The sequence below is a fragment of the Cryobacterium sandaracinum genome (assembly GCF_004403415.1).
GTDB lineage: Bacteria > Actinomycetota > Actinomycetes > Actinomycetales > Microbacteriaceae > Cryobacterium > Cryobacterium sandaracinum.
Window position 1 is genome coordinate 16,600 of record NZ_SOGO01000007.1, and the last position, 22,212, is coordinate 38,811.

Here is a 22,212-nt window from a genome sequence, read left to right on the forward strand (position 1 = left end):
GCAGCCAACCAGGAGAAAGAAGCCCGACATGGCACAGTACGTACTTGAGACCGACGGTCAGGTCTGCCCGTTCCCGCTCGTGGAGGCCGGAGCCGCAATCGAGAAGCTCGACCTCGGCGACGAGCTCACCATCAACTTCGACTGCACGCAAGCGACGGACGCCCTGCCACGCTGGGCGGCGGAGAGCGGCTACCCGGTCACCCACTTCGATCGCGTCGGGGACGCCCACTGGACCATCACGGTGCAGAAGGTCTGATCGCCGCGCCGGGCGCGCGGCTGGGCGGCTAGACCGCCAGGTGCAGCGCGGCCGGCGCGGCGCGGTGGGCGATCGCCACCTCGATCAGCTCATCAATCAACTGCGGGTAGGTGAAGCCACTGGCCAGCCAGCAGCTCGGGAACATCGAGATGGGGGTGAACCCGGGCATGGTGTTGATCTCGTTGATCACCCAGCCGTCATCGGTGAGGAAGAAGTCCACCCGCGCCAGGCCGGCGCCGTCGATCGCGTCGAACGCGCGGATGGCCAGGGCCTGCATCTGGGCGAGTTCCTCGGAGGTGAGGTCGGCCGGGCAGACCAGGTCGATGCCGGACGCACCGAGGTACTTGGCGGCAAAGTCGTAGAAGTCCCGCCCGGTGACCCGCACCTCGCCGGCGACGGATGCCCGCGTCGGCTCCCCAGGACGCCCCTGCAGCACCGCGATCTCGAGTTCGCGTCCGCGCAGCCCGGCCTCGATCAGAACCTTGCTGTCCTCGAGCAGAGCAACCCGCATCGCCTCGGCGAGCTGGTCCAGGGTCGACACCCGACTCACGCCCACGCTCGACCCTGCACGAGCCGGCTTCACGAACACGGGCAGCCCGAGCTCCTCGGCCGCCGCGAACGCCATCCCGGGAGCCTCGGCCCAATCGCCGGCGGTGATGGTACGCCAAGGGGCGACCGGGAGGGCAGCCTGCTGGAAGACGGTCTTGGTGAAGTGCTTGTCCATTCCGAGCGCCGACGCGAGCACGCCTGAGCCCACGTAGGGCAGCCCGACGAGTTCGAGTAGCCCCTGCACGGTGCCGTCCTCGCCGAACGGGCCGTGCAGGATCGGGAAGACCAGGTCGACGTTACCGAGCGAACGATAGCCGGCGCCGTCACTGACGGTCAGCTGGCGGCTGAGGCTGCTCTCCGGCCACCGGATGCGGGTGCCGTTGTCGAAGACCTCCGGCAGTTCGTCCGCGTCCAATGTGAACCGGGCCGGGTCATCCGCTTCGAGCACGAAGGCTCCGTCACGGGTGATGCCGACCGGAATGACGTGGTAGCGATCGCGGTCAATCGCCGCCAGGACGCCGCCCGCTGTGGCGCAACTGATCGAATGTTCGCTTGACCGACCCCCAAAGAGCAGCGCCACCGTGAGCTTGTTCGTCATCAATCGTCCTTTCGCCCTGCGGCTCCGCTGAGTCCGTGGTCAGGTGCGGGGCGAGATCCCGCGGTTTCAGAGTACCGGCCAGCACCTGGCGGACCTGCTCAACGATGGGCATGTCCACCCCCTTGGCGCGGGCGAGATCGAGAATGGGGCCGACGGACGCAAGACCCTCGGTGGTCTGCTGCATCTGCTTGACGACGTCGTTGATGCCGTAGCCCTGGCCGAGGAGCCGGCCGGCGGTGTTGTTGCGCGACAGCGGCGACTGGCAGGTCGCGATCAGGTCGCCCAGGCCGGCCAGGCCAGCCAGCGTTTCCGGATGCGCGCCGTAGGCCACCGCGAAATCGGTCATCTCCACGAGACCGCGGGTGATGATCGACGCCTTCGTGTTCTCCCCGTAGCCGACGCCGTCGACGATGCCGATGGCCACGGCGATGAGGTTCTTCAGCACGCCGCCGAATTCGGTGCCGATGACATCCGTGTTGACGTAGGAGCGGAAGTAGCGGTTGCGGGCCAGCATGGCAACGGCCTGCGCGGTCTCGAGGCTGTTCGAGGAGACCACGGCCGCCGTCGGCTGTTCCTTGGCGATTTCCAGGGCCAGGTTGGGTCCGGAGATCGCCGCGATCAGGTCGGGGTTGATCGGCAGGATCTCGGCGATGATCTGACTCATGCGCAGGCCGGACCCGCGCTCGACGCCCTTCATCAACGACACCACGATGGCGCCGGGAGCCAGGAACGGCTCGGCCAGGATCAGGTTCTCGCGCAGCGACTGGCTCGGCACCGATACGAACACCTGCTCGGCGCCGGCGAGGGCCAGGTCGAGCCTCGCGGTGGCCCGCAGGCCCTCCGGCAGGTTGATGCCGGGCAGGTAGTCGCTGTTGCGCCGGGCCTCGGTGATCTCGCGGGCGAGCTCGGGACGGCGGGCCCACAGCACGACGTCGGCCCCGCCGTCGGCCAGGATCTTGGCGAACGTGGTGCCCCAGCTGCCGGCACCGAGAACGGCCACCCGTTTGCCTGGCTGAACCTTAGGCTTCAAAACGGCCGGTCTCTTTCTGATCGTGCTCGGTCGGGTTCCAGCGCTTGGACGGCGCCGTCTCACCCCGAAGATCTTCGAGCAACTGGGTGATGGCGGCCATGACGAGCGTGGTGGCCTCATTGAGCGTCGCCGGGTCGAGGTTGCGGCCCCGGAACTGCGCCAGGTCGAGCGGGTCACCGATCTTGACCAGCACGGTCTTGCGCGGGAATAGGTTCAGCCGCTTCGAGTAGCGCGGCATGATCGCCTGCGCTCCCCAGTGGGCCACCGGCACGATCGGGATACCCTGCTCGAGAGCGATCCGCACAGCGCCGGTCTTGCCACGCATCGGCCACAGCGCGGGGTCCCGGGTCAGCGACCCCTCCGGGTAGACGACGACCATCTGGCCACGTTCGACCAGTCGCTCGGCCGCCTTCACGGGCTCGCTGCCGCGCACGCTGCCGCCGCGTTGCACCGGGATCTGTCCCGACTTGTGCAGCAGCCACCCGATCACCGGGATTTTGAAGACGGATGCCTTCGCCATGAACCGGGGCGCGCGCCCCATATTCCAGCTCATTACCCCCATCAGAAGCGGGTCGATCTCGCTGAAGTGGTTGGGCGCCATCACGAACGCCCCCGAACGGGGGAACTTCGCGGCGTCGGTGACCTTGTACCGCACGGCGAGATTGATCACCGGAAGGATCATCATCGCCAGCACCCAGAACACGGATGGCCGCCGGGTCTCCGAACGCTCCCGCCCGGGGTTCACGACGTCACGGGAGATGTGGGTCTGGGGCGTTGGATCGGACACGGACGCTGGATCGGATGCTGGCACAGCCCCATTATCCTTCGAGATCGAAGTCAGCCCCCAACAGTTGAAGCTTGGTGATGAAGTTCTCGTAGCCGCGGCTGATGATTCCGACGTTGCTGACGGTGGAGGTTCCCTTCGCGGTCAGCGCCGCGATCAGGTGGCTGAAGCCGCCGCGCAAATCGGGAACCTCGATGTCGGCGCCGGTCAGTTTCGTCGGCCCGGTGATCACGGCCGAATGGTTGAAGTTGCGCTGGCCGAACCGGCAGGGGTGCCCGCCGAGGCATTCCCGGTGGATTTGGATGGTGGCGCCCATCTCGACGAGAGCGTCCACGAAGCCGAAGCGCTGCTCGTAGACGGTCTCGTGCACGATCGAGACGCCGTGCGCGTGGGTCAAGGCGATCACGAGCGGCTGCTGCCAATCCGTCATGAAGCCGGGGTGCACATCCGTCTCGATGATGACGGGCTTGAGGTCGCCGCCCGGGTGGTAAAAACGGATGCCGTCGTCTTCGATGTCAAACGCCCCGCCGACCTTGCGGAACACGTTCAGGAACGTCAACATCTCGGGCTGGCGTGCGCCACCGACGAAGATGTCGCCGTCGGTGGCCAGGGCCGCTGCCGCCCAGCTGGCCGCCTCGTTCCGGTCGAACAGGGCGCGGTGGTTGTAGCCCTCGAGGCGCTCGACGCCCTCGATCCGGATCACCCGGTCGGTGTCGACCGTGATGATGGCGCCCATCTTCTGCAGGATGTTGATGAGATCCATGATCTCGGGCTCGATCGCCGCGCCCTTGAGCTCGGTGATGCCCTCCGCGCGCACGGCGGTCAGGAGTACCTGCTCGGTCGCGCCGACGCTCGGGTAGGGCAGGGATACCTTGGTGCCCTTGAGCCCGTTGGGCGCGGACATCCGGATGCCGTTGGGCTGCTTCTCGACGACGGCGCCGAACTTGCGCAGCACGTCCAGGTGGTAGTCGATCGGGCGGTCGCCGATGCGGCAGCCGCCCAGATCGGGGATAAACGCCTCCCCGAGGCGGTGCAGCAGAGGGCCGCAGAACAGGATCGGGATGCGCGAGGAACCGGCGTACGCGTCGATCGCCGCGAAATGCGCGCTCTCGACGTCGACCGGGTCGAGCAGCAGTTCGCCGGGCTCGGCGCCGTCGGTGACCTTGACGCCGTGCACTTCGAGCAGCTGGCGCACGATGCGCACGTCGCTGATGTTCGGCACGTTTTTGAGCGTGCTGGGACTCTCACCGAGAAGGGCCGCGACCATGGCCTTGGTGACCAGGTTCTTCGCGCCTTTCAGTTCGATCCGGCCGACCAGGGGGATGCCGCCGCGGATGGTGATCCGGTCGCCCTGCAGCCCGACGGCCGCGCCCCAGTTCTGGGCGTTCTCGCGGTTCTGCGCGTCCGACCGGTTCTGGTCGTCTTCACGGTCCTGGGTGTTTTCGCTGATGGTGCTCACAAACGTACCTGCCTTGCGGGGAGAGTGCGGGGCCGCCATGGCTCCCGGTGGGATTCGAATTCTGCGATCCGCGCTTCATCGCGCAGGGTGAGTCCGATGTCGTCGAGGCCCTCGAGGAGGCGCCACCGGGTATAGTCATCGATCTCGAACGGAACGGTGAGGCCGCCCACGCGGGCGGTCCTCGACACGAGGTCGACCGTCAGTTCGACTCCGGGACAGGCCTCGATGATGTCCCACAGGCGCTGGGCGTCGGCCTCGGAGATCTGGCCGGCGAGCAGACCCTGCTTGCCGGAGTTGCCGCGGAAGATGTCGCCGAAGCGGGGGCTGAGGACCACGTCGAAGCCGTAGTCGCGTAGCGCCCATACGGCGTGCTCCCGCGAGGAGCCGGTGCCGAAGTCGGCGCCGGCCACGAGCACGCGGGCACCCTCGTAGGCCGGATTGTTGAGTACGAAGTCGGGGTCGGCGCGCCAGCGGGCGAAGAGGGCGTCTTCGAAGCCGGTCTTGGTGACGCGCTTGAGGTAGACGGCGGGGATGATCTGGTCGGTGTCGACGTTGGAGCGGCGCAGTGGAAGCGCGATGCCCGTGACGGTTGTGAACTTTTCCATTACTTACTCGTCTCCATCCTGGACCAGGTCCCACGGGCTCGAAAGCGTACCGCGGATGGCGGTCGCCGCCGCGACCAGCGGGGAGACGAGGTGCGTGCGCCCGCCCTTGCCCTGACGGCCCTCGAAATTGCGGTTGCTCGTGGAAGCGCACCGCTCGCCGGGAGCGAGCTGGTCGGGGTTCATGCCGAGGCACATCGAACAGCCGGCGAAGCGCCATTCGGCGCCGAAGTCGGTGAAGATCTTATCGAGGCCCTCCGCCTCGGCCTCGATGCGCACCCGCGCAGAACCGGGCACCACCAGCATCCGCACGCCGGGGGCCAGGCTATGGCCCTGGATGATGTTGGCGGCGGCGCGCAGGTCCTCGACCCGACTGTTGGTGCAGGAGCCGAGGAAGACGGTGTCTACCCGGATCTCCTTCATCGGGGTGCCAGCCGCCAGGTCCATGTACTCGAGGGCGCGTTCGGCGGCCGAGCGCTCGTTGGCGTCGATGATTCCGGACGGGTCCGGCACGGTATCGCTCAGGGACACGCCCTGCCCGGGGTTGGTGCCCCAGGTCACGAAGGGTTCGAGAGTGTCGGCGTCGAGCAGCACCTCGGCGTCGAACACAGCGCCGTCGTCGGTGGCGAGGGTGTCCCAGTAGCCGACCGCGTCGAGCCAATCCTGGCCTTCCGGGGCGTGTGCGCGACCCTGAAGGTAGTCGTAGGTGATCGCATCCGGGGCCACCATGCCCGCGCGGGCGCCGGCCTCGATCGACATGTTGCAGATGGTCATGCGACCCTCCATGGAGAGGGCGCGGATGGCGCTGCCGCGGTATTCGAGCACGTAGCCCTGGCCACCGCCGGTGCCGATCTTCGCGATCACGGCGAGGATGATGTCCTTGGCCGTCACGCCGGGGCGGAGAGTGCCGTCGACGGTGATCGCCATGGTCTTGAAGGGTGTCAGAGGCAGAGTCTGGGTGGCCATCACGTGCTCTACCTCGCTTGTGCCGATGCCGAGCGCCATGGCCCCGAAGGCGCCGTGGGTGGAGGTATGCGAGTCGCCGCAGACGACGGTGATGCCCGGCTGGGTCAGGCCCAGCTGCGGTCCGACGACGTGCACGATGCCCTGCTCGATGTCGCCGAGCGAGTGCAGGCGAATGCCAAATTCCTCGCAGTTGCGCCGCAACGTCTCGATCTGGGTGCGGCTGGTGAGGTCGGCGATGGGCCGGTCGATCGCCAGGGTCGGCGTGTTGTGGTCTTCCGTGGCGATGGTGAGATCGGGGCGGCGCAGAGGGCGTCCGGCCAAGCGCAACCCGTCGAAGGCCTGCGGGCTGGTGACCTCGTGCACGAGGTGCAGGTCGACGTAGATCAGGTCGGGCGTGCCGTCTTCGCCCTTGGCGACGAGGTGTTTGTCCCAAACCTTTTCGGCCAGAGTACGCGGACGTTCTTCCAGCAGTGGTGCGTCAGTCATGTGTGTGCGTCTTCCTCAACGATGGGTATGCAGCCAACCAGAAACTCCACGACGAGAGAGGCCTCAGAACTGGGACTCGTCGCGGCAGGGAAGAGGGAGTCGACGCAGCAGCACCCTGACAGGCTAACACTGTGCGTGTGCGAGCTTTGCCTGACGCCCCTCATTCGAGGGTGCTTTCCGCTGTGTCCACGACGTCACTCTATCTGTGGCGCGCTGCTTCGCCCGTGTCGGCGGTGTCGTCCTGCTCGGGGTTGCCCAGTTCCGACTCCACATAGACGACCGTCACGTTGTCGTGTCCGCCGTGGGCCAGAGCCGCGTCGACGAGCACGTCTGCGCGGGAACGGCTGGGCAAGCTATCACCGTCATAGGATGCCAGGATCTTCGCGATCTCGGCCGCGCCGAGTTCCTTGGTCAGTCCGTCGGAGCAGATCAGGAACGTGTGCCGCCCGGACGCCGGTAGCAGCCACACGTCGGCGTCCACGGACTCGTCGGCGCCGATCGCGCGGGTGATCACGTTGCGTTCCGGATGCTGCTCCGCCTCGTCACTGGAAATGAGACCCGCGTCGACCATCTCCTGCACAGCGGAATGGTCGACGCTCAGCTGCGCCAACGTGTGCCCGTCCCAGGTGTAGACCCGCGAGTCGCCGACGTTGAAGGCCATCCAGTGGAAGCCGACGTCGTCGCCGGCGTCGACGAACGCGATGCCCGACAGCGTCGTACCGGACACCGCGGTGCCGTAGTCGTCGACGGCGCTGAGGTCGCGCACCGCATCGTTCGACGAGTGGATGGCGTCGAGCACGCGTTCCGGGGTCGAAGGTGCGTCGCAGGCGATGTGTTCCTCGAAGACCCGCACGACTGTCTGGCTGGCCACGTCGCCCTGGGCATGACCACCCATGCCGTCGGCGACCAGGAAGACCGGGGCCTGGGCCAGGAAGCTGTCCTCGTTGACCTTGCGCTCGCGGCCGACGTCGCTCCGGGCACTGAACACGAACCGCGCACGGGTTGCGGGGAGCACCAGTTCGCTCTCACTCTGCGAGACCACGTCAGCTCCTGTGTTCGCGTGCGTGCGAGGCACGTCGGCGAATGTCACTCCTCGACGAAGTGGGGGATCTCCTCGGCGAGGGTGTGACCGCGCCGGCGAGCATCCCGCCGAGCCTTGATCAGGCTGGCGATGGTGGCCACGGCCATGGAAACCACGATCACCCCGAGAGAAGTCCAGGTGTCGATCTCCGGAGCCCAGCCCACGCCCTCGCCGCCGTTGATGAAGAAGACCTCATTGTTGTGCAGGGCATGGAAGACAAGCTTGACGCCGATGAAGAACAGGATGAATGCGATCCCGTAATTGAGGTATTCGAGGCGTTCGAGCAGCCCGCCCAGCAGGAAGTACAGCTGACGCAGCCCCATCAGGGCGAACACGTTCGCGGTGAACACGATGAAGGGGCTCTGCGTGATGCCGAAGATCGCCGGGATGGAGTCGAGGGCGAAGACCAGGTCGGTGGTGCCGATCGCGAGGAGCACGATCAGCATGGGGGTGAAGACCTTCTTGCCGTCGACCAGGGTGCGCAACTTCGAACCGTCGAAGGTCGACGAGATGTTCATGTGTCGGCGCAGGAAACGGATCAGCCCGTTGTCGGCCTCGTCCACGTCGGGCTCTTTTGCGACCGCCTGGTGCACGGCCGTGTAGAGAAGAAACGCGCCGAAAATGTAGAAGATCCAGCTGAAGTTCTCGATCAGCTGGGCTCCGAGCAGGATGAAGATGCCGCGCAGCACCAGCGCGATGATGATGCCCACGATCAGCACCTCCTGCTGGTACTTCCGGGGCACCGAGAACCTCGCCATGATGATGACGAAAACGAACAGGTTGTCGATGCTGAGGCTGTACTCCGTGAGCCAGCCGGCGAGGAACTGCCCCGCGTGCTCGGCGTCGCCCAGGACCAACATCAGCAGGGCGAAGATCAGGGCCAGTCCCACGTAGAAGGCAACCCACAGGCTGGCCTCGCGCATCGAGGGCACGTGCGGCCGCTTGAAGACGATGAGGAGGTCGGCAACCAGGATGAGCGTCAGGACGACGAGCGACCCAATCTCAAACCAGAGCGGGAGAGCAATTTCCATGCGCGTAGAGCCTTTCAATGAAGGGGATGCTGGAGGCAGCAGGAAACCTGAGAGTCTCTCCCGTATCGATGGATCGATACCGCCGTGTCGGGCCCCTGCGCCGCGGCCCGTGTTGACGTTCACGGCGAGGTGCCCGAAACGGGCACGGGGATACTCCCCTTCACTCCGTGGAGTCTACCGGGGTCTCGCTTAAATAAGACACCCGGTGCCCCTCGAAAAGAAGGAAACCGGGCTGGTGTGACCCCAGCGGGATTCGAACCCGCGTTACCGCCGTGAGAGGGCGATGTCCTAGGCCGCTAAACGATGGGGCCGTTTTGCAACTCACCTAATATGCCACACGCCGATAGCTAAAACCAAACTGAGCGGCTCAGGCGTGCACGAGCAGGGCTTTGGGTACCACGTCGACCTGCACCGGCATCGCCCCGACCCTCTCCCCGTCGGCGTAGGCGGCGACCCGGTCGGCGTCGATCCGGATGCTGCAACACCGGGTGATTTCCACCTGCGGCAGGGTTGTATGCGTGCCCGAGAATACCTTCGGGAAGACGCGGAGGAAACCCGCCCGCGACAGCGGGGCCACGATGAAGAGGTCCAGCAGGCCGTCGTCGATCACCGCACCCGGAACGACGCGCATGCCGCCGCCGATCGACACGTTGTTGGCTACGGAGATCAGCATGGCCCGCATCCGGCGTGGCCGGCCGTCGACGGTCAGCCGGTAGGAGATGGGCCGAAACGTCGTCAGCACCAGCAGGATGGCCAGGGTGTAGCGGCTCTTCTCGCGGGGCCGGCGCATCCGGTTGGCCCGTTCGTCGACCACGGCGTCGAACCCGGCCGAAAGCACGCCCGCGAACCAGATCGTCGTGTCGCCGCACCGCACCCGGGCGGCGTCTATGGCCCGCGGCGGGCGGGTGAGGGCATCGAGCAGGTGACGGATGGCAGCATCCGTGTCGTCGACCGGGATCCCCAGCCCGCGCGCGAGGTCGTTGCCCGTGCCGCACGGCACAATGGCCAGGAATCGACTCGTACCGGCCAGGAGGTTGGTGCCAAGGCTGACCATCCCGTCGCCGCCGACGACCACGAGCGCGTCGACCCGCGACACCAGTGCGCCCTGGACGTCGCGGCGAAGCGCGTCGAAGCTGGGGGCGCTCAGACTGGTCACCTGGTGGCCGGCCACGACCAGGGCCTGGGCAACCCGAGGGCCGACGTCCCTGCGGCGACCGAAAGCGGCGGCGTTGATGGCGACGACGAGGTGAAGACATGGAGGCACCGCTCCAGTATGGTCTCAGCTTGCAGCGCTCTGGGATTGGGTATTAGCTCAATCCATGAAACTGACGAAACTCGAGCACGCGGCTTTGATTCTTGACAAGGCCGGCCAGAAGTTATTCATCGATCCCGGCTCGTTCACGAGCCCGCTCACCGACACCGCCCGAGCTGTCGCCGTCGTGCTCACCCACGAGCACCCCGACCACTGGACCCCGGAACAGCTGGACCGCATCATCGCCCTGAACCCCGACGTGGCGATCTTTGCCCCGGCCGGGGTCGCGGCCGCCGCCGCCGGCTATCCCGTGACCGTCGTCAGCGCGGGCGACACCGTGGAGGCCGGGCCGTTTCGGCTGCGCTTCTTCGGCGGCACGCACGCCATCATCCACAAAACGATCCCGGTGATCGACAACCTCGGCGTACTCGTCGACGAGGAGCTCTACTACGGCGGTGACTCGTTTGCGATTCCGGAAGGCGTGACAGTGCAGACCCTCGCCGTTCCGGCCGGCGCGCCCTGGCTCAAGATCAGCGAGGTGATGGACTACGTGCTGGCCCTCGAGCCGCGCCGCACCTTCCCCACCCACGAAATGGGACTCTCCCGGGGTGGCAAGGAACTGTCCAACGCCCGGATTCAGTGGGCCACCGAGCAGAACGGCGGCGAGTTCTTCCCGCTCGAGCCGAACGAGTCCCTTGACCTGTGATGTTTGACGCTCCTTTCGGGGGGTAGCCCTGTAGGAATCCCACAAACGATATATAGTCAGCGCGGAATGCGTTAGCCCTGGCCCCGAACTTTTCCGGGCTTCGGTTCGTGGCTTCTCCCCACTGCTACGGTCGTGTCACTTCGGCGCGCCACCGTGCCGCACGGCCGTGAACCACCGGCCGTGACGTCGGAGTCTGACCGCGCACCGCACACCACACCACGCGAGTTCCGGCATGCCCGCATGCCTGCTCACGTCTTTCAAGGAGCCTCAATGACGAGATCTGACCGTGCACTATCCCGCCCAGGCACCATTGGCATTCGCTCCACTGTGGCCGGGCTCAGCCTCATGCTGGTCATGCTGCTGACGTTCTTCTTCCTGACCACCGGGCGGCTGGCCAGCGGCGCCGGAGAACTCTCCACCGGAGCCGTCACGGTGGAAACCGGCTCCCTGAAAGTCACCGGCGGCGCGGCACAACTCGCCGTGGGCGCCGAGACGCTGTCGGAGGGCGCGGCCGCCGCGGCCGCCGGTGCGACCGACCTCCAGGCCGGGGCGACCCGGGCCAACACGGGCGCCATCAGCCTGGCGACAGGTGCGGCGAACGCTTCGGCCGGCGCCGGCACCCTCCTCGACGGAGCACTCACGAGCGTCAGCGGCAGCACCAGGCTGGTGCTCGGCGCCGAATCGGCCGCACGGGGCGCGGAGACGCTGTCCGCCGGCGCCGCCACCGCCGCCAGCGGAGCGAGCGCTCTCGCCGCCGGTGCCGGAGCTGCTGCGACCGGTGCGGCGACTCTCGCCGCCGGCGTCGCCACAACAGGGACCGGCGCCATGAAAGTCTCCGCCGGCGCAACGCAGGTTGCCGCGGGTGCGGCAACCCTGGCCACCGGCGCCGGCCAGGCTGCCCTCGGCGCCAGGACGGCTCGCGACGGCTCGGTCCTGCTCGCCGTTGGAACGGCATCCGCCGCCCAGGGCACGAACCAGGCCCGGCGCGGCGCCGAGGCCCTCGCGCTGGGGGCGACCGAGCTCAGCGACGGAGCCCGCAGAGTCGCTGCGGGAGCCACGAGGCTGGATGCCGCACTCGCCACCCTGGCCGACCAGGTCGAGGCGGACACGATCACCCCGGACGCCCTTCTGGCCACTCTCCAGGGGCTGAGCTCCGCCGCCTCCAGCCTGCACACGGGCACCACGGGGGTTGAGTCCGGGGCTGTTGCCCTTCGGGACGGTTCGGCCGTCCTCCGCGACGGATTGACGCCCCTGAGCGAGGGCACTGAGGTGCTCCAGACGAGATCCGCAGAACTGCGCGACGGGCTCACAACCCTCGCCGCCGGCGCGGCCCAGGTGTCCGGCGGAGCTGCCGCGGTGGCCGCGGGGACAGGTGCCGTCGCGACGGGGGCCTCGGAACTCCAGGTCGGTACGCGGGCCCTCACCGCCGGTTCCGAACGGGTTGCGGCCGGCACCAGCGTGGTTTCCACCGGTGCAAGCTCCCTCCAGGGCGGCACCAGCCGAGTAGCCGCCGGCGCCTCGTCGTTGTTCACGGGAGCGACGACCCTGGCAACTGGCGCTGTGAGTCTCGCCGACGGCGCAACCCGCATCTCGGTCGGCGCCGGGTCATTGACCGACGGCACGCAGACCCTCGCGGCGGGGGCGTCCACGCTGGTCGCCGGCACCACTGCGCTCGAAACCGGGTCCACTGCCCTGGCCGAGGGCACCGAGAAGGTGTCGGACGGATCCGGGACGCTCCTCGACGGTGCGAACACGCTCGCCGCCGGCACCGCCGAGCTGAGCGCCGGCTATGCCAAGGTGGCCGCGGGTTCAGGCAAGCTGGCCGATGGCGCCGAGACGCTGAGCTTCCATCGCTCGGCTCCCGGGATCATGGTCCTGATCGGATTGGTCCTGGCAGGGGCAACCGTCTGGCTGGTCCGCCGCCTGAGAATGGGGCGCTGACCGAGAACCGATAGGCCGCGGGGCCTGGATCCACTGATCCGGGCCCCGCTTTGTCCGGCCCAAAACCAAAGAAGGGATGCACCGCCCCTGCACAGGGCGCACCCAGCTGACGCGGCATCGGTGCAGCTACTGTAATTTTGATGGCTCTGCACACGTGCGACCCGATGACTTCTCCCCCGAAGGATGCTGCCCCTATGACTGTTCCCGTTCTCTCGGCCCAGAACATCGGCAAGTCCTATGGGAGCGGGGCGAACCGTTTCGACGCGCTCAAGGGAGTCTCCGTCGACATCCGCGCCGGTGAATCCGTCGCCATCGTCGGCAAGAGCGGGTCCGGCAAGTCCACGCTCATGCACCTGTTGGCGCTGCTGGACGCCCCGGACAGCGGCGCGCTGCTGGTCGAGGGAACGGATGCGAAGAAGCTCAAGGGCAAGGAGGTGAACCGGCTTCGCAACCAGGACTTCGGGTTCGTCTTCCAGCAGTTCTTCCTCACCGCCAATGCGAGTGTGCTCGAGAATGTCGTGCTCCCCCTGAAGATAGCCGGGGTCAGCCCGAAGGCGCGCAGGGCGCGCGGAATGAAGGCCTTGGAGCAGTTGGAGCTGGCCGACAAGGCGAAGAACAAGGCCATGAACCTCTCCGGCGGGCAGAAGCAGCGCGCGGTCATCGCCCGGGCCCTGGTCAACAACCCGAAGGTGATCTTCGCGGACGAACCGACCGGCAACCTCGACACGGCAACCGGAGCCGTCGTCGAGGACATCCTCTTCTCCCTCAATAAGGACAAGGGCATCACGCTCATCATCGTCACCCACGACATCGATCTCGCTGCCCGCTGCGACCGCCAGATCTTCATCCGGGACGGGATCGAGGACATCACCAGATCTCCTGAAGCCATCTCGAAGCCCGAGGGAGCGCGCGCATGAAATTCGTCGACATCATCACATCCGCGATCGCGAACAGTTTTCGCAGCAAGCTCCGCACCGGCCTGACCGTCATCGCCATCTTCATCGGCGCGTTCACGCTCACCATCACCAGCGGCATCGGCACCGGGGTGACGAGCTACATCAACAGCCAGGTCTCGGCGATCGGTGCGGCGGATGTGCTCACGGTCTCCAAGACCGACGACGCCGCGGCGACGGAGAGCGACGGACCGGCGGCGTATGACCCGGAGAAGGCCACCACGATCAGCCTGGGCAACGGCTCGCGCCCCGGTAGCACCATCCAGGCGCTCACCGACGCCGATCTCGACACGATCAAGGCCACCAGCGGCATCCTCGGCGTCGACCCGGCGGTGCAGGTGACGCCCGACTTCATCGAGTACGACGGCAGCGGAAAGTTCGAGCTGACCGTGAACGCGCCCGCCACCCTCACCACGGCCGACCTGGCGGCCGGGGCTCAACTGGACAACGAGAGCGCCACCGACCAGCTTCTGCTGCCGACCACCTACCTCGACGCGCTGGGCTTCAGTACCCCGGAGTCGGCCATCGGCCAGACCGTCTCCATCGGCATCACTGATTTCGCGGGCACCCCGCAGCAGGTTCCGGCCACCATCGTCGGCGTGCAGAACGAGACCATCCTTGGCGCTGGGGCCGGCCTCAACCAGCCGCTGACGGACCGGCTGCACGACGTCGAACTCGCCGGCACCCCCGCCGGGGCACCACAGAGCTACGCCAGTGCGACCGCCCGGTTCGACCTGGACGCCTCCGACGAGGAGATCGTCGCGATCAAGGCCGACCTCGCCGACCAGGGCTACGCCTCGCAGACCGTCGCGGACCAGATCGGCTCGTTCGAAACCGTGATCAACGTCATCATCGGCGTGCTCAACGCCTTCGCCGTGATCGCGCTGATCGCCGCCGGCTTCGGCATCATCAACACGCTGCTGATGAGCGTGCAGGAACGCACCCGGGAGATCGGGCTGATGAAGGCTATGGGCATGAACGGCGGCCGTGTCTACGCTCTGTTCAGCACCGAGGCCGTCTTCATCGGCTTCCTGGGCAGCGCCCTGGGCGCGCTCGTTGCGGTGGGCGTCGGTTCGGTGATCAGCAACATCCTCGCTACGACCGTGTTCGAGAACCTGCCCGGACTTCAGGTCGTGCAGTTCGCGCCGAGTTCGATCGCCATCATCATCGGCGTCGTCATGTTGATCGCCTTCCTGGCCGGTACCCTGCCCGCCCGGGCCGCGGCGCGGCAGAACCCGATCGACGCCCTGCGGTATGAGTAGCACGGGCCCGAGCGGTGCGGGCCCGAACGGCCCCGGTCCGGCCGGCCCCGCCGCCGACCTGGGGCTGCGCGCCCGCAAGCGCGCGGCCACCCAGTCGGCGCTGGAGCGGGCCGCCATCTCGCTGGCGCTCGAGCACGGCTACGACCGGGTGACGGTCGACATGATCTGCGAGGCGGCCGTGGTCTCGCCGCGCACCTTCTTCAACTACTTCGGCACGAAGGACGGCGCGTTCCTCGGCGGCGCGCCGCATCAGCCGACGGATGCCGAGCACCAGGCGTTCGTGCACGGCACCGGCCGGGACGTGCTGGGCGACCTCGTCGAAATGATCGCTGCCGCCGTGGCCGACCACTCCCCCGACACGGAACTTCTCCGTAGCCGCAGGGTGCTGATCGAGCGCACCCCGGAACTCCTCACCGGGGAGACGTCCCGCATCGCGGAGCTGGAGGAGCATCTGGTGCAGCTGGTCCTCGACCGCTTCCACGTCCAGGGGCGCACCGAGACGGGCACCCCCGATCTGGCCGACGAGGCCAGAATGGTCGTCGCCCTCGCGGGCAGTGTCATGCGCTACTCGATGCAGAAGTGGTTCTCCGGCGGCTTCACCGGCAGCCCCGGCGAGTTACTGCACCACTCCCTCGCCCTGGTGCAGCGCCTGACGGGGACGGCTGTTCCGGCGCCCCGCTAAGCTAACGGGCGCCGCAGCGTCGCAGTGCCCGCAACGGGCATCCATCGTGACGTAATCTCGGAGATTTTCGGGAAACCCCGGTTTTCGCGCCCGGCTGAGCGGCGTCATGCGAAAATCTCCGAAGTTAGCGCGGGGTGGCGCACCGGGTCTCGACGAGCCCGAGCGCCGAACGGGAGCCTCCGGACGTCGGGTCGCCGCTTCTCGACGAGCCCGACCACCGGTTGCTCGACCGGCGGCAGGCCAGGAACGCTCGCGGCGCTACGCGGTGACGAGCTCGCGCCAGTCGGCCAGCGGCAGGCCGTGGGCTTCGGACACGGAACGGTTCGTGACCGCTCCGGCGGCGACGTTCAGGCCGAGGGCCAAGGCGTCATCGCGCTCGAGCGCCGCCTTCACGCCAAGGTTGGCCAGTGAGAGGGCGTACCGCAGGGTGACGTTGGTCAGCGCGTAAGTCGACGTGTTCGGCACGGCGCCGGGCATGTTGGCGACGCAGTAAAAGATCGAGTTGTGAACGCGGTAGGTCGGGTTTTCGTGCGTGGTCGCGTGGGTGTCCTCGAAGCAGCCGCCCTGGTCCACGGCAATGTCGACCAGCACAGAGCCGGACTTCATGCGCGCCACGAGAGCGTTGGTGACCAGCTTCGGGGCCTTGGCGCCCGGGATCAGCACGGAGCCGATGACCAGGTCGGCATCCGTCACGGCATTCTCGATCTCGTAGGAGTTGGACGCGACGGTTTTCAGCCGGCCCTGGTACTGCGCGTCGAGCTGGCGCAGCCGGTCGATGTTGATGTCGAGGATCGTGACGTCGGCGCCGAGGCCCATTGCCATGGCGGCCGCGTTGGTGCCGGCGACGCCGGCGCCCAGCACGACGACCTTCGCGGGGCGCACCCCGGGCACGCCGCCGAGCAGCACGCCCTTGCCGCCGGCCGGGGCCATCAGGGACTGCGCGCCGACCTGCACGGCCAGTCGGCCGGCCACCTCGCTCATCGGGGCCAGCAGCGGCAGCGCGCGGTTGGCGGTCTGCACCGTCTCGTAGGCGATGGCGGTGACGCCGGCTTCGGCGAGGGCGCGGGTGAGGTCGGGCTCGGCGGCCAGGTGCAGGTAGGTGAAGAGGATCAGACCCTCGCGGAAGCGCTGGTACTCGGAAGCGACCGGTTCCTTAACCTTCATCACCATGTCGGCGCGGGCCCAGATCTCGTCGGCGGAGTCGACCAGCTCGGCGCCGGCCACGTGGTACTCGTCGTCGGTGATGTGCGATCCGAGGCCGGCACCCTTTTCGACCAACACGGTGTGACCGGCGGCCAGGAACTCGTGCACGCCCGAGGCTGTGATGGCTACGCGGAATTCGTTGTTCTTGATTTCCTTGGGTACACCGATGATCATGGCCGACTCCGTTGCTCAGTACTGCTCAATTGAACTTGTGACAGGGGGCTGCGGCGCCACTTTCGACAGTGAACCGCAGCGGGGTCAAGACTAAATCCACCAATTCGGCCCGAACCGCACGCCGCCGTCGGGCATGAGGTCCAGCGGCGGAGACCGATGCCGACAACGGCTCCACCGCAGCATAAATAAGCCTTGCGTTCAGGGGTTTTCCTGGTGATCCCGGTCGGCTTCGCTCCGGACCGCACCGGTTACCGAAATGAAGAACCGCTTTGTCACTCGACAGTTGTCGCGCGTCAACCCGGCAAGCGTCGCCTGATGTCCGTTTCCGGCCTGCTCCGGCCCCCTAACATTGAGCCAATGAGAACCGCGGAAATCGAAGACCTGGTCGAACACCTCGCGGCCGGCCTTGACCGCGCCCTCTCGCTCGAGGATCTCGACGGAGGCCTGCTGGCGTACAGCCGGGACCAGCCGCTCGCCGACAGCGTGCGGGTCAATTTCCTGTTGAGCAAGAGGGTGCCCGCCGACGTCAGCGCCTGGCAGTTGCAGCACGGAATCAGCACAGCGGTCCGTCCCGTCGCCGTCCCCGCCAACGCCGCGCTGGGCATGCTCGGCCGCGTCTGTGTGCCGCTGATGGTGCGGGGGTTCCGGGTCGGCTACCTGTGGGCGATGCAGGGGTCGCACGACGAATCCCCGGAGGCGATCCTCCGTGAGCTACCCGCCGTGCGCGGCCAGCTGGACCGGCTGGCCGAGACCCTGCTCGACAGCAACACCGCCGAATCCGAGCACCGCCGGCAACGTGAGGCCCTATTCCTGGCGGCCTGCCAGGCGGAGACATCCGCCATCGAGGAGATCGCGGGCTGGCCGCAGATTCATGGGACCGGCCCGTGGCATCTCGCCACCCTGATGCCCCGCCCCGTCGAGCAGGCCGACGGCGGCGACGCCACGCCCGATTTCGCCGCCGGCGTTCTGCTCCAGCGGATCTCGGCGCTGCACGCCACGGTCGGCATCGACGCGGCCCGGTTCAGCGCCGGCACCGAGACCCACGCGGTTGTGCTGCTGCGCGATTCAGCGGGCAAGGTGGCACACACCGAGATGCTTCACCGCTATCGGTACGAACTCGCCCGGCGCGGCGGCACCCCCGAACGCCCCGACCTGATGGGCTTCAGCGAGGTGTTCACCGATCTCAGACGGTTCCCGGATGCCTACATCCAGTCCCGCAAAGCGGTGCAGGCCGCCGCCGTCGACGCCCGGTTGGGCACCATCGCCGATTTCCGCCAGATCGGCGTCTACCAGTTCCTCGCGGCCAGCAGCCGCAACCTTTCCCCCGTGGAATCGGTCTACTTCACCGAGCTGCGGGACTTCGACGACAACCACGAGTTGCTTCCGATGCTGGAACTGCTCTACGACACCGACGGGTCGGTTCAGGATGTCGCGGCGGCCCTGCACCTGCACCGCAGCAGCATCTACAACCGGCTGGCGAAGATCCGCACCCTGATCGGCGCTGACCCGCTGGGCGGCCAGGTGCGGCTGGAACTGCACCTCGCGATGAAGGCAGACCGCTGGTCGCGGCGGCCGCGGATCTAGCGCCGGACGAGCGTGGCCTTCTCTGCTTGAACGTCGGCCTTCCACTCCACGATCCGGGCCTGCTGCAGCGGCGCCTTGCGGTTGACGTACCACGCGGCGCCGAGGGCCAGAAACCAGACCGGGGCCACGACCAGCGCGAGGCGCGTGTCGTCAGCCTGGCCCAGGGCCCAGAGCATGAAGGCGAAGAACGCCAGCACGACCCAGGGCATGAACCGAGCGCCCGGCATCCTGTATTTCGAGGCGGCGTGCAGGTGGGGACGGCGGCGCAGGAAGGCGAGGTAGCTGACCATGATGATGGACCAGACGAACATCGTCAGCACAGATGCCACCGAGGTGACAAGCGTGAAAGCGCCCATGAAGGAATCACCCGTGTACAGCAGCACCAGCCCGGCCAGCAGGAATATGCAGGAGAACAGCAGGGCGTTCCTCGGCACCTTGCGGCTGCTCAGCGTGCCGAAGGTCTTCGGGGCATTGCCGTCCTGCGCGAGGCCGTAGACCATCCGGGAGGTCGAGTAGATGCCGGAGTTGGCACTCGAGGCGGCGGAGGTGAGCACGACCAGGTTGACGACGATGGCCGCGACCCCCAGCCCGGCGAGGGCGAACATGCCGATGAAAGGGCTGCTGCCTTGGTCGATGGTGCGCCACGGGTTGACCGACATGATGATCACCAGGGCACCCACGTAGAAGAGCAGCAGCCGCAGCGGAATGGTGTTGATGGCTCGGGGCAAGTTCTTCTCCGGGTCCCTCGTCTCCGCGGCCGCGGTGCCGACAAGCTCGATTCCGGCGAAGGCGAAGATGGCGATCTGGAAGCCGAGCACGAAGCCGGCGACGCCGTGCGGGAACATCCCGCCGTCGTTCCAGATGTTCTCGAAGCCGGCCACGGCACCCGACGGGGAGGTGAAGTGCGTAATGATCATTACCAGGCCGGTTCCGATCAGGGCCACGATGGCGGCAACCTTGATCAGCGCAAACCAGAACTCGGCTTCACCGAACGCCTTGACGCTCGGCAGGTTGAGCAGGATCAGCGCAACCGGAGTGAGTAGCGCGGGGATCCACAGCGGCGTGCCCGGTGCCAGCACGTCGACGTAGCCGGAGATGGCCACGATGTCGGCGACGCCGGTGACCACCCAGAACGCCCAATATGACCAGCCGGTGAAGAAGCTCGCCCACGGGCCGAGCAGGTCACCGGCAAAGTCGCTGAACGACTTGTAGTTCAGGTTGGACAGCAGGATCTCGCCCATGGCCCGCATCACGAAGAAAAGCATGAAGCCGATGATCATGTAGACGAAGATCACGGCCGGCCCGGCGAGGGAGATGGTCTTGCCGGCGCCCATGAATAGCCCGGTTCCGATCGTGCCGCCGATGGCGAGCATCTGGATGTGCCGCCGACTCAGCGAGCGAGCAAGGCTCGGATCCGCGTGCGAGTCTCGGGCTGCGGCCCCGGTAGGTGAGGTTCCGGGTACCGCGGTGGTGCGTTCAGGCATGGGGCTTCTTCCTCAAAACGGCACAGACGCAGCCACCCAGAGGACGACCGTGTCAACCCGTTGGGGCCTCACGGTTGTGAAGCGGCCCGACTCGGGTTCTGAAGTAGCAACGCTACGTCCTCGGGCGGGCGTCCCCCGAACCCGGGTGGCAGCCGAGGCGCACCCCAGCCCGCACCCCGCGGCCGCGGGCCAGACCTGATCGACAGGTGTCGAGCATCCGCGGGCCAAACGTCGTCGGCTGTTCGGGCGTGGTGATCCCAACCGGACACAGGGTCAGGACAAGATGTCTTTGGTGGAGAACCGGCCGTAGGCCAGGGTACCGAACACGGCGATGTAGCCCAGTTGCAGGAGCACGTTGTCGCCGAACGAGCCCAGGTCCATGGGCTGCCGCAACAGGTCGGCGAAGCCCAGCCAGTAGTGGCTGAAGAGCCACGGATCCAGCCACGACAGTTGCGGGAGCACGTCGAGGATCTGCACGACGACCGATACCACGACCGTGGCGGCCATCGCCCCCACGGGAACATCGGTGAGGGTGGAGATGAACAACCCGATCGCCGCGAAGCCGAGCAGTGAGACTGTCACGTAGAGCGAGATCAGCCCGGAGCGCAGCAGCGATTCCGGCACGCTGATCACATCGCCCGAGAGCAGTGTCACCGGCCCGACCGGGAACAGTGCGGCCCCGATCAGGGTCCCGGCCACCGCAAGGGTCAACGTCGCGGCCAGGCAGAACACGGCGACGCCGGCGTACTTGACGAGTAGCAGGCGCAAACGCCCGGCCGGGGCCACGAGCAGGTAGCGCAGGGTGCCCTGCCCGGCCTCCCCCGCGATGGTGTCGCCGGCGACGACGCCGATGGTGAGCGGAAGGAACAACGGGATGGCCACGATCATGGCGGTGAACGCCACGAACAGGCCGTTCTGGGTGACCCGGTCCAGGAAGGGCGGGCCCTCTCCCGGTGCCAAGGTCTCCGACGAAAGCCGCACGGCGACGGCGAGCAGGATGGGGATGAGAGCGATGGCGACCAGCATCGCCCAGGTGCGGCGGCGGCGGAACAGCACCGTTAGCTCGGAGCCGAGCAGGGCCGGTCCGGCTGATCGGCGCCTGCTCGGAACGCCGTTGCCCGACACCTTCGAGCTCGCCACGCTATTGGAGGACATCGAAACCTTCTCCGGTCAGGGCCACGAAACGTTCTTCCAGGCTGGATTCCTCGATCAGAAAACCGCGCACGCGCACGCCACCGGCGACGAGAGCCGTGACGATGGACTCCGGCTGCCCGGTCAGGTCGACCGACATTTCTCGGGGCAGCGGAGCCGCGACCCAGGGATCCTGCTCCGGCACGTCGCTGTGCACGGGTGCCAGACCGAGGCCGGTCAGCACGGCTGCGGCCGCGGCGGCATCCGGTGTGCGCACGCGGACCCGCGTCTGGCCCACGTGGCGCAGGTCGGCCAGCGTGCCCTGGGCCACGAGGTTGCCGCCGCTCATCACCGCGGCGTGAGTGCACATCTGCTCCACCTCGGCGAGCAGGTGGCTCGAGACGAAGACCGTGGTGCCCTCGGCCGCGAGCGACCGCACCAGGCTGCGCACCTCGCGGGTGCCCTGCGGGTCAAGCCCGTTCGTGGGTTCGTCGAGCACGAGCAGCTCGCGCGGCTGCAGAAGCGCGTTGGCGATGCCGAGGCGCTGCTTCATGCCCAGCGAGTAGGCAGCTACCTTCTTGCCGGCGGCGTGGGTCAGGCCCACGCGCGCCAGCGCCTGCTCGACCCGGGCGCCTCGCGTGCTAGACGGCGCGTTGCGGTCGGCGGTGTCGAGCCGGCGCAGGTTGGCGGCTCCGGAGAGGAATGGGTAGAACGCCGGTCCCTCCACGAGGGCGCCCACGCGCGGCAGCACCGCGTGCAGACTGTCGGGCATGCTCTGCCCCAGCACGCTGATCTGCCCACTGCTGGCCTGGGTTAGGCCGAGCAGCATGCGGATGCTGGTGGTCTTACCGGAGCCGTTCGGCCCGAGGAATCCGAAGACCGCTCCGCGCGGGACGGCCAGGTCGATCTTGTTCACGGCGATCTGCTCGCCGAAGCGCTTGGTGAGACCCCGGCTCTCGATCGCGAGATCGGGAGCCGGGGTTGCGGCTGTCACTGTG

20 protein-coding genes and 1 tRNA gene are annotated in these 22,212 nt (G+C 67.4%); 7 read left to right on the forward strand and 14 right to left on the reverse strand.

All coding sequences use genetic code 11. The annotated features are described in order from the left end of the window. The first annotated feature begins 28 nt into the window (after positions 1-28). Positions 29-256 carry a sulfurtransferase TusA family protein gene (locus tag E3T25_RS01000; RefSeq protein ID WP_134371621.1) on the forward strand — a complete coding sequence of 76 codons (228 nt, stop codon included), beginning with the start codon at positions 29-31 and terminating at the stop codon, positions 254-256. Between the two features lie 28 nt (positions 257-284). Here the strand turns inward: E3T25_RS01000 and E3T25_RS01005 are convergent, their stop codons facing one another. The 10 genes from E3T25_RS01005 to E3T25_RS01050 all read right to left on the reverse strand — a co-directional run bounded on the left by E3T25_RS01005 (position 285) and on the right by E3T25_RS01050 (position 10,106). Beyond that, complete coding sequence (locus tag E3T25_RS01005; RefSeq protein WP_134341768.1) at positions 285-1,403, reverse strand: D-alanine--D-alanine ligase family protein; 1,119 nt, start codon at positions 1,401-1,403, stop codon at positions 285-287. Next, a complete protein-coding gene (locus E3T25_RS01010; RefSeq protein WP_104103030.1) occupies positions 1,306-2,403 on the reverse strand; it encodes an NAD(P)H-dependent glycerol-3-phosphate dehydrogenase in 1,098 nt (365 codons plus the stop codon). Before E3T25_RS01010 ends, E3T25_RS01005 begins: the two co-directional genes overlap by 98 nt. 19 nt (positions 2,404-2,422) lie before the next feature. Next, positions 2,423-3,118 carry a lysophospholipid acyltransferase family protein gene (locus E3T25_RS17225; RefSeq protein ID WP_241973097.1) on the reverse strand — a complete coding sequence of 232 codons (696 nt, stop codon included), beginning with the start codon at positions 3,116-3,118 and terminating at the stop codon, positions 2,423-2,425. A gap of 133 nt (positions 3,119-3,251) precedes the next feature. Continuing rightward, positions 3,252-4,574 carry a UDP-N-acetylglucosamine 1-carboxyvinyltransferase gene (gene murA, locus E3T25_RS01020; protein WP_233191550.1) on the reverse strand — a complete coding sequence of 441 codons (1,323 nt, stop codon included), beginning with the start codon at positions 4,572-4,574 and terminating at the stop codon, positions 3,252-3,254. Between the two features lie 98 nt (positions 4,575-4,672). After that, entirely contained in the window at positions 4,673-5,281 is a 609-nt protein-coding gene (leuD, locus tag E3T25_RS01025) for a 3-isopropylmalate dehydratase small subunit (protein WP_104103024.1), read from the reverse strand. Positions 5,282-5,284: 3 nt separating this feature from the next. Next, complete coding sequence (gene leuC, locus E3T25_RS01030) at positions 5,285-6,730, reverse strand: 3-isopropylmalate dehydratase large subunit (RefSeq protein WP_134371627.1); 1,446 nt, start codon at positions 6,728-6,730, stop codon at positions 5,285-5,287. A gap of 199 nt (positions 6,731-6,929) precedes the next feature. Continuing rightward, on the reverse strand, positions 6,930-7,772 hold the full coding sequence (locus E3T25_RS01035) for a PP2C family protein-serine/threonine phosphatase (protein WP_241980501.1): 843 nt from the start codon (positions 7,770-7,772) through the stop codon (positions 6,930-6,932). Positions 7,773-7,816: 44 nt separating this feature from the next. Continuing rightward, on the reverse strand, positions 7,817-8,842 hold the full coding sequence (locus E3T25_RS01040; protein ID WP_134371629.1) for a TerC family protein: 1,026 nt from the start codon (positions 8,840-8,842) through the stop codon (positions 7,817-7,819). A gap of 238 nt (positions 8,843-9,080) precedes the next feature. Further along, positions 9,081-9,153, reverse strand: a tRNA-Glu gene (locus E3T25_RS01045). A gap of 56 nt (positions 9,154-9,209) precedes the next feature. Then, positions 9,210-10,106: a diacylglycerol/lipid kinase family protein gene (locus tag E3T25_RS01050; protein WP_134371631.1), complete on the reverse strand. Its 897-nt coding sequence runs from the start codon at positions 10,104-10,106 to the stop codon at positions 9,210-9,212. A gap of 55 nt (positions 10,107-10,161) precedes the next feature. On the opposite strand from E3T25_RS01050, the gene E3T25_RS01055 reads away from it, so the two are divergent. The 5 genes from E3T25_RS01055 (at position 10,162) to E3T25_RS01075 (ending at position 15,638) form a co-directional block, all read left to right on the forward strand. After that, on the forward strand, positions 10,162-10,800 hold the full coding sequence (locus tag E3T25_RS01055; RefSeq protein ID WP_104103016.1) for an MBL fold metallo-hydrolase: 639 nt from the start codon (positions 10,162-10,164) through the stop codon (positions 10,798-10,800). A gap of 270 nt (positions 10,801-11,070) precedes the next feature. Further along, entirely contained in the window at positions 11,071-12,741 is a 1,671-nt protein-coding gene (locus tag E3T25_RS01060) for a YhgE/Pip domain-containing protein (RefSeq protein ID WP_166785920.1), read from the forward strand. A gap of 194 nt (positions 12,742-12,935) precedes the next feature. Further along, positions 12,936-13,658: an ABC transporter ATP-binding protein gene (locus E3T25_RS01065; RefSeq protein WP_134371635.1), complete on the forward strand. Its 723-nt coding sequence runs from the start codon at positions 12,936-12,938 to the stop codon at positions 13,656-13,658. Next, positions 13,655-14,956, forward strand: a complete 1,302-nt coding sequence (locus E3T25_RS01070) for an ABC transporter permease (RefSeq protein ID WP_104103007.1) — start codon at positions 13,655-13,657, stop codon at positions 14,954-14,956. The genes E3T25_RS01065 and E3T25_RS01070 overlap by 4 nt, the downstream gene beginning before the upstream one ends. Beyond that, positions 14,949-15,638, forward strand: coding sequence for a TetR/AcrR family transcriptional regulator (locus tag E3T25_RS01075; protein WP_134371637.1), 690 nt, complete (start codon positions 14,949-14,951; stop codon positions 15,636-15,638). Before E3T25_RS01070 ends, E3T25_RS01075 begins: the two co-directional genes overlap by 8 nt. A gap of 258 nt (positions 15,639-15,896) precedes the next feature. On the opposite strand, the gene ald is transcribed toward E3T25_RS01075, so the two are convergent. After that, positions 15,897-17,015: an alanine dehydrogenase gene (gene ald / locus E3T25_RS01080; protein ID WP_134371639.1), complete on the reverse strand. Its 1,119-nt coding sequence runs from the start codon at positions 17,013-17,015 to the stop codon at positions 15,897-15,899. 357 nt (positions 17,016-17,372) lie between these two features. On the opposite strand from ald, the gene E3T25_RS01085 reads away from it, so the two are divergent. After that, positions 17,373-18,599 (forward strand): PucR family transcriptional regulator, encoded by a 1,227-nt coding sequence (locus tag E3T25_RS01085; protein ID WP_134371641.1) that lies wholly within the window; start codon positions 17,373-17,375, stop codon positions 18,597-18,599. Here the strand turns inward: E3T25_RS01085 and E3T25_RS01090 are convergent. From E3T25_RS01090 to E3T25_RS01100, 3 genes are all read right to left on the reverse strand, one after another. Continuing rightward, complete coding sequence (locus tag E3T25_RS01090) at positions 18,596-20,083, reverse strand: amino acid permease (RefSeq protein ID WP_104102995.1); 1,488 nt, start codon at positions 20,081-20,083, stop codon at positions 18,596-18,598. The genes E3T25_RS01085 and E3T25_RS01090 overlap by 4 nt on opposite strands. Positions 20,084-20,356: 273 nt before the next feature. After that, positions 20,357-21,238, reverse strand: a complete 882-nt coding sequence (locus tag E3T25_RS01095; protein WP_104102992.1) for an ABC transporter permease — start codon at positions 21,236-21,238, stop codon at positions 20,357-20,359. Then, positions 21,225-22,208 (reverse strand): ABC transporter ATP-binding protein, encoded by a 984-nt coding sequence (locus E3T25_RS01100; RefSeq protein WP_241980503.1) that lies wholly within the window; start codon positions 22,206-22,208, stop codon positions 21,225-21,227. Before E3T25_RS01100 ends, E3T25_RS01095 begins: the two co-directional genes overlap by 14 nt. Positions 22,209-22,212 lie beyond the last annotated feature (4 nt).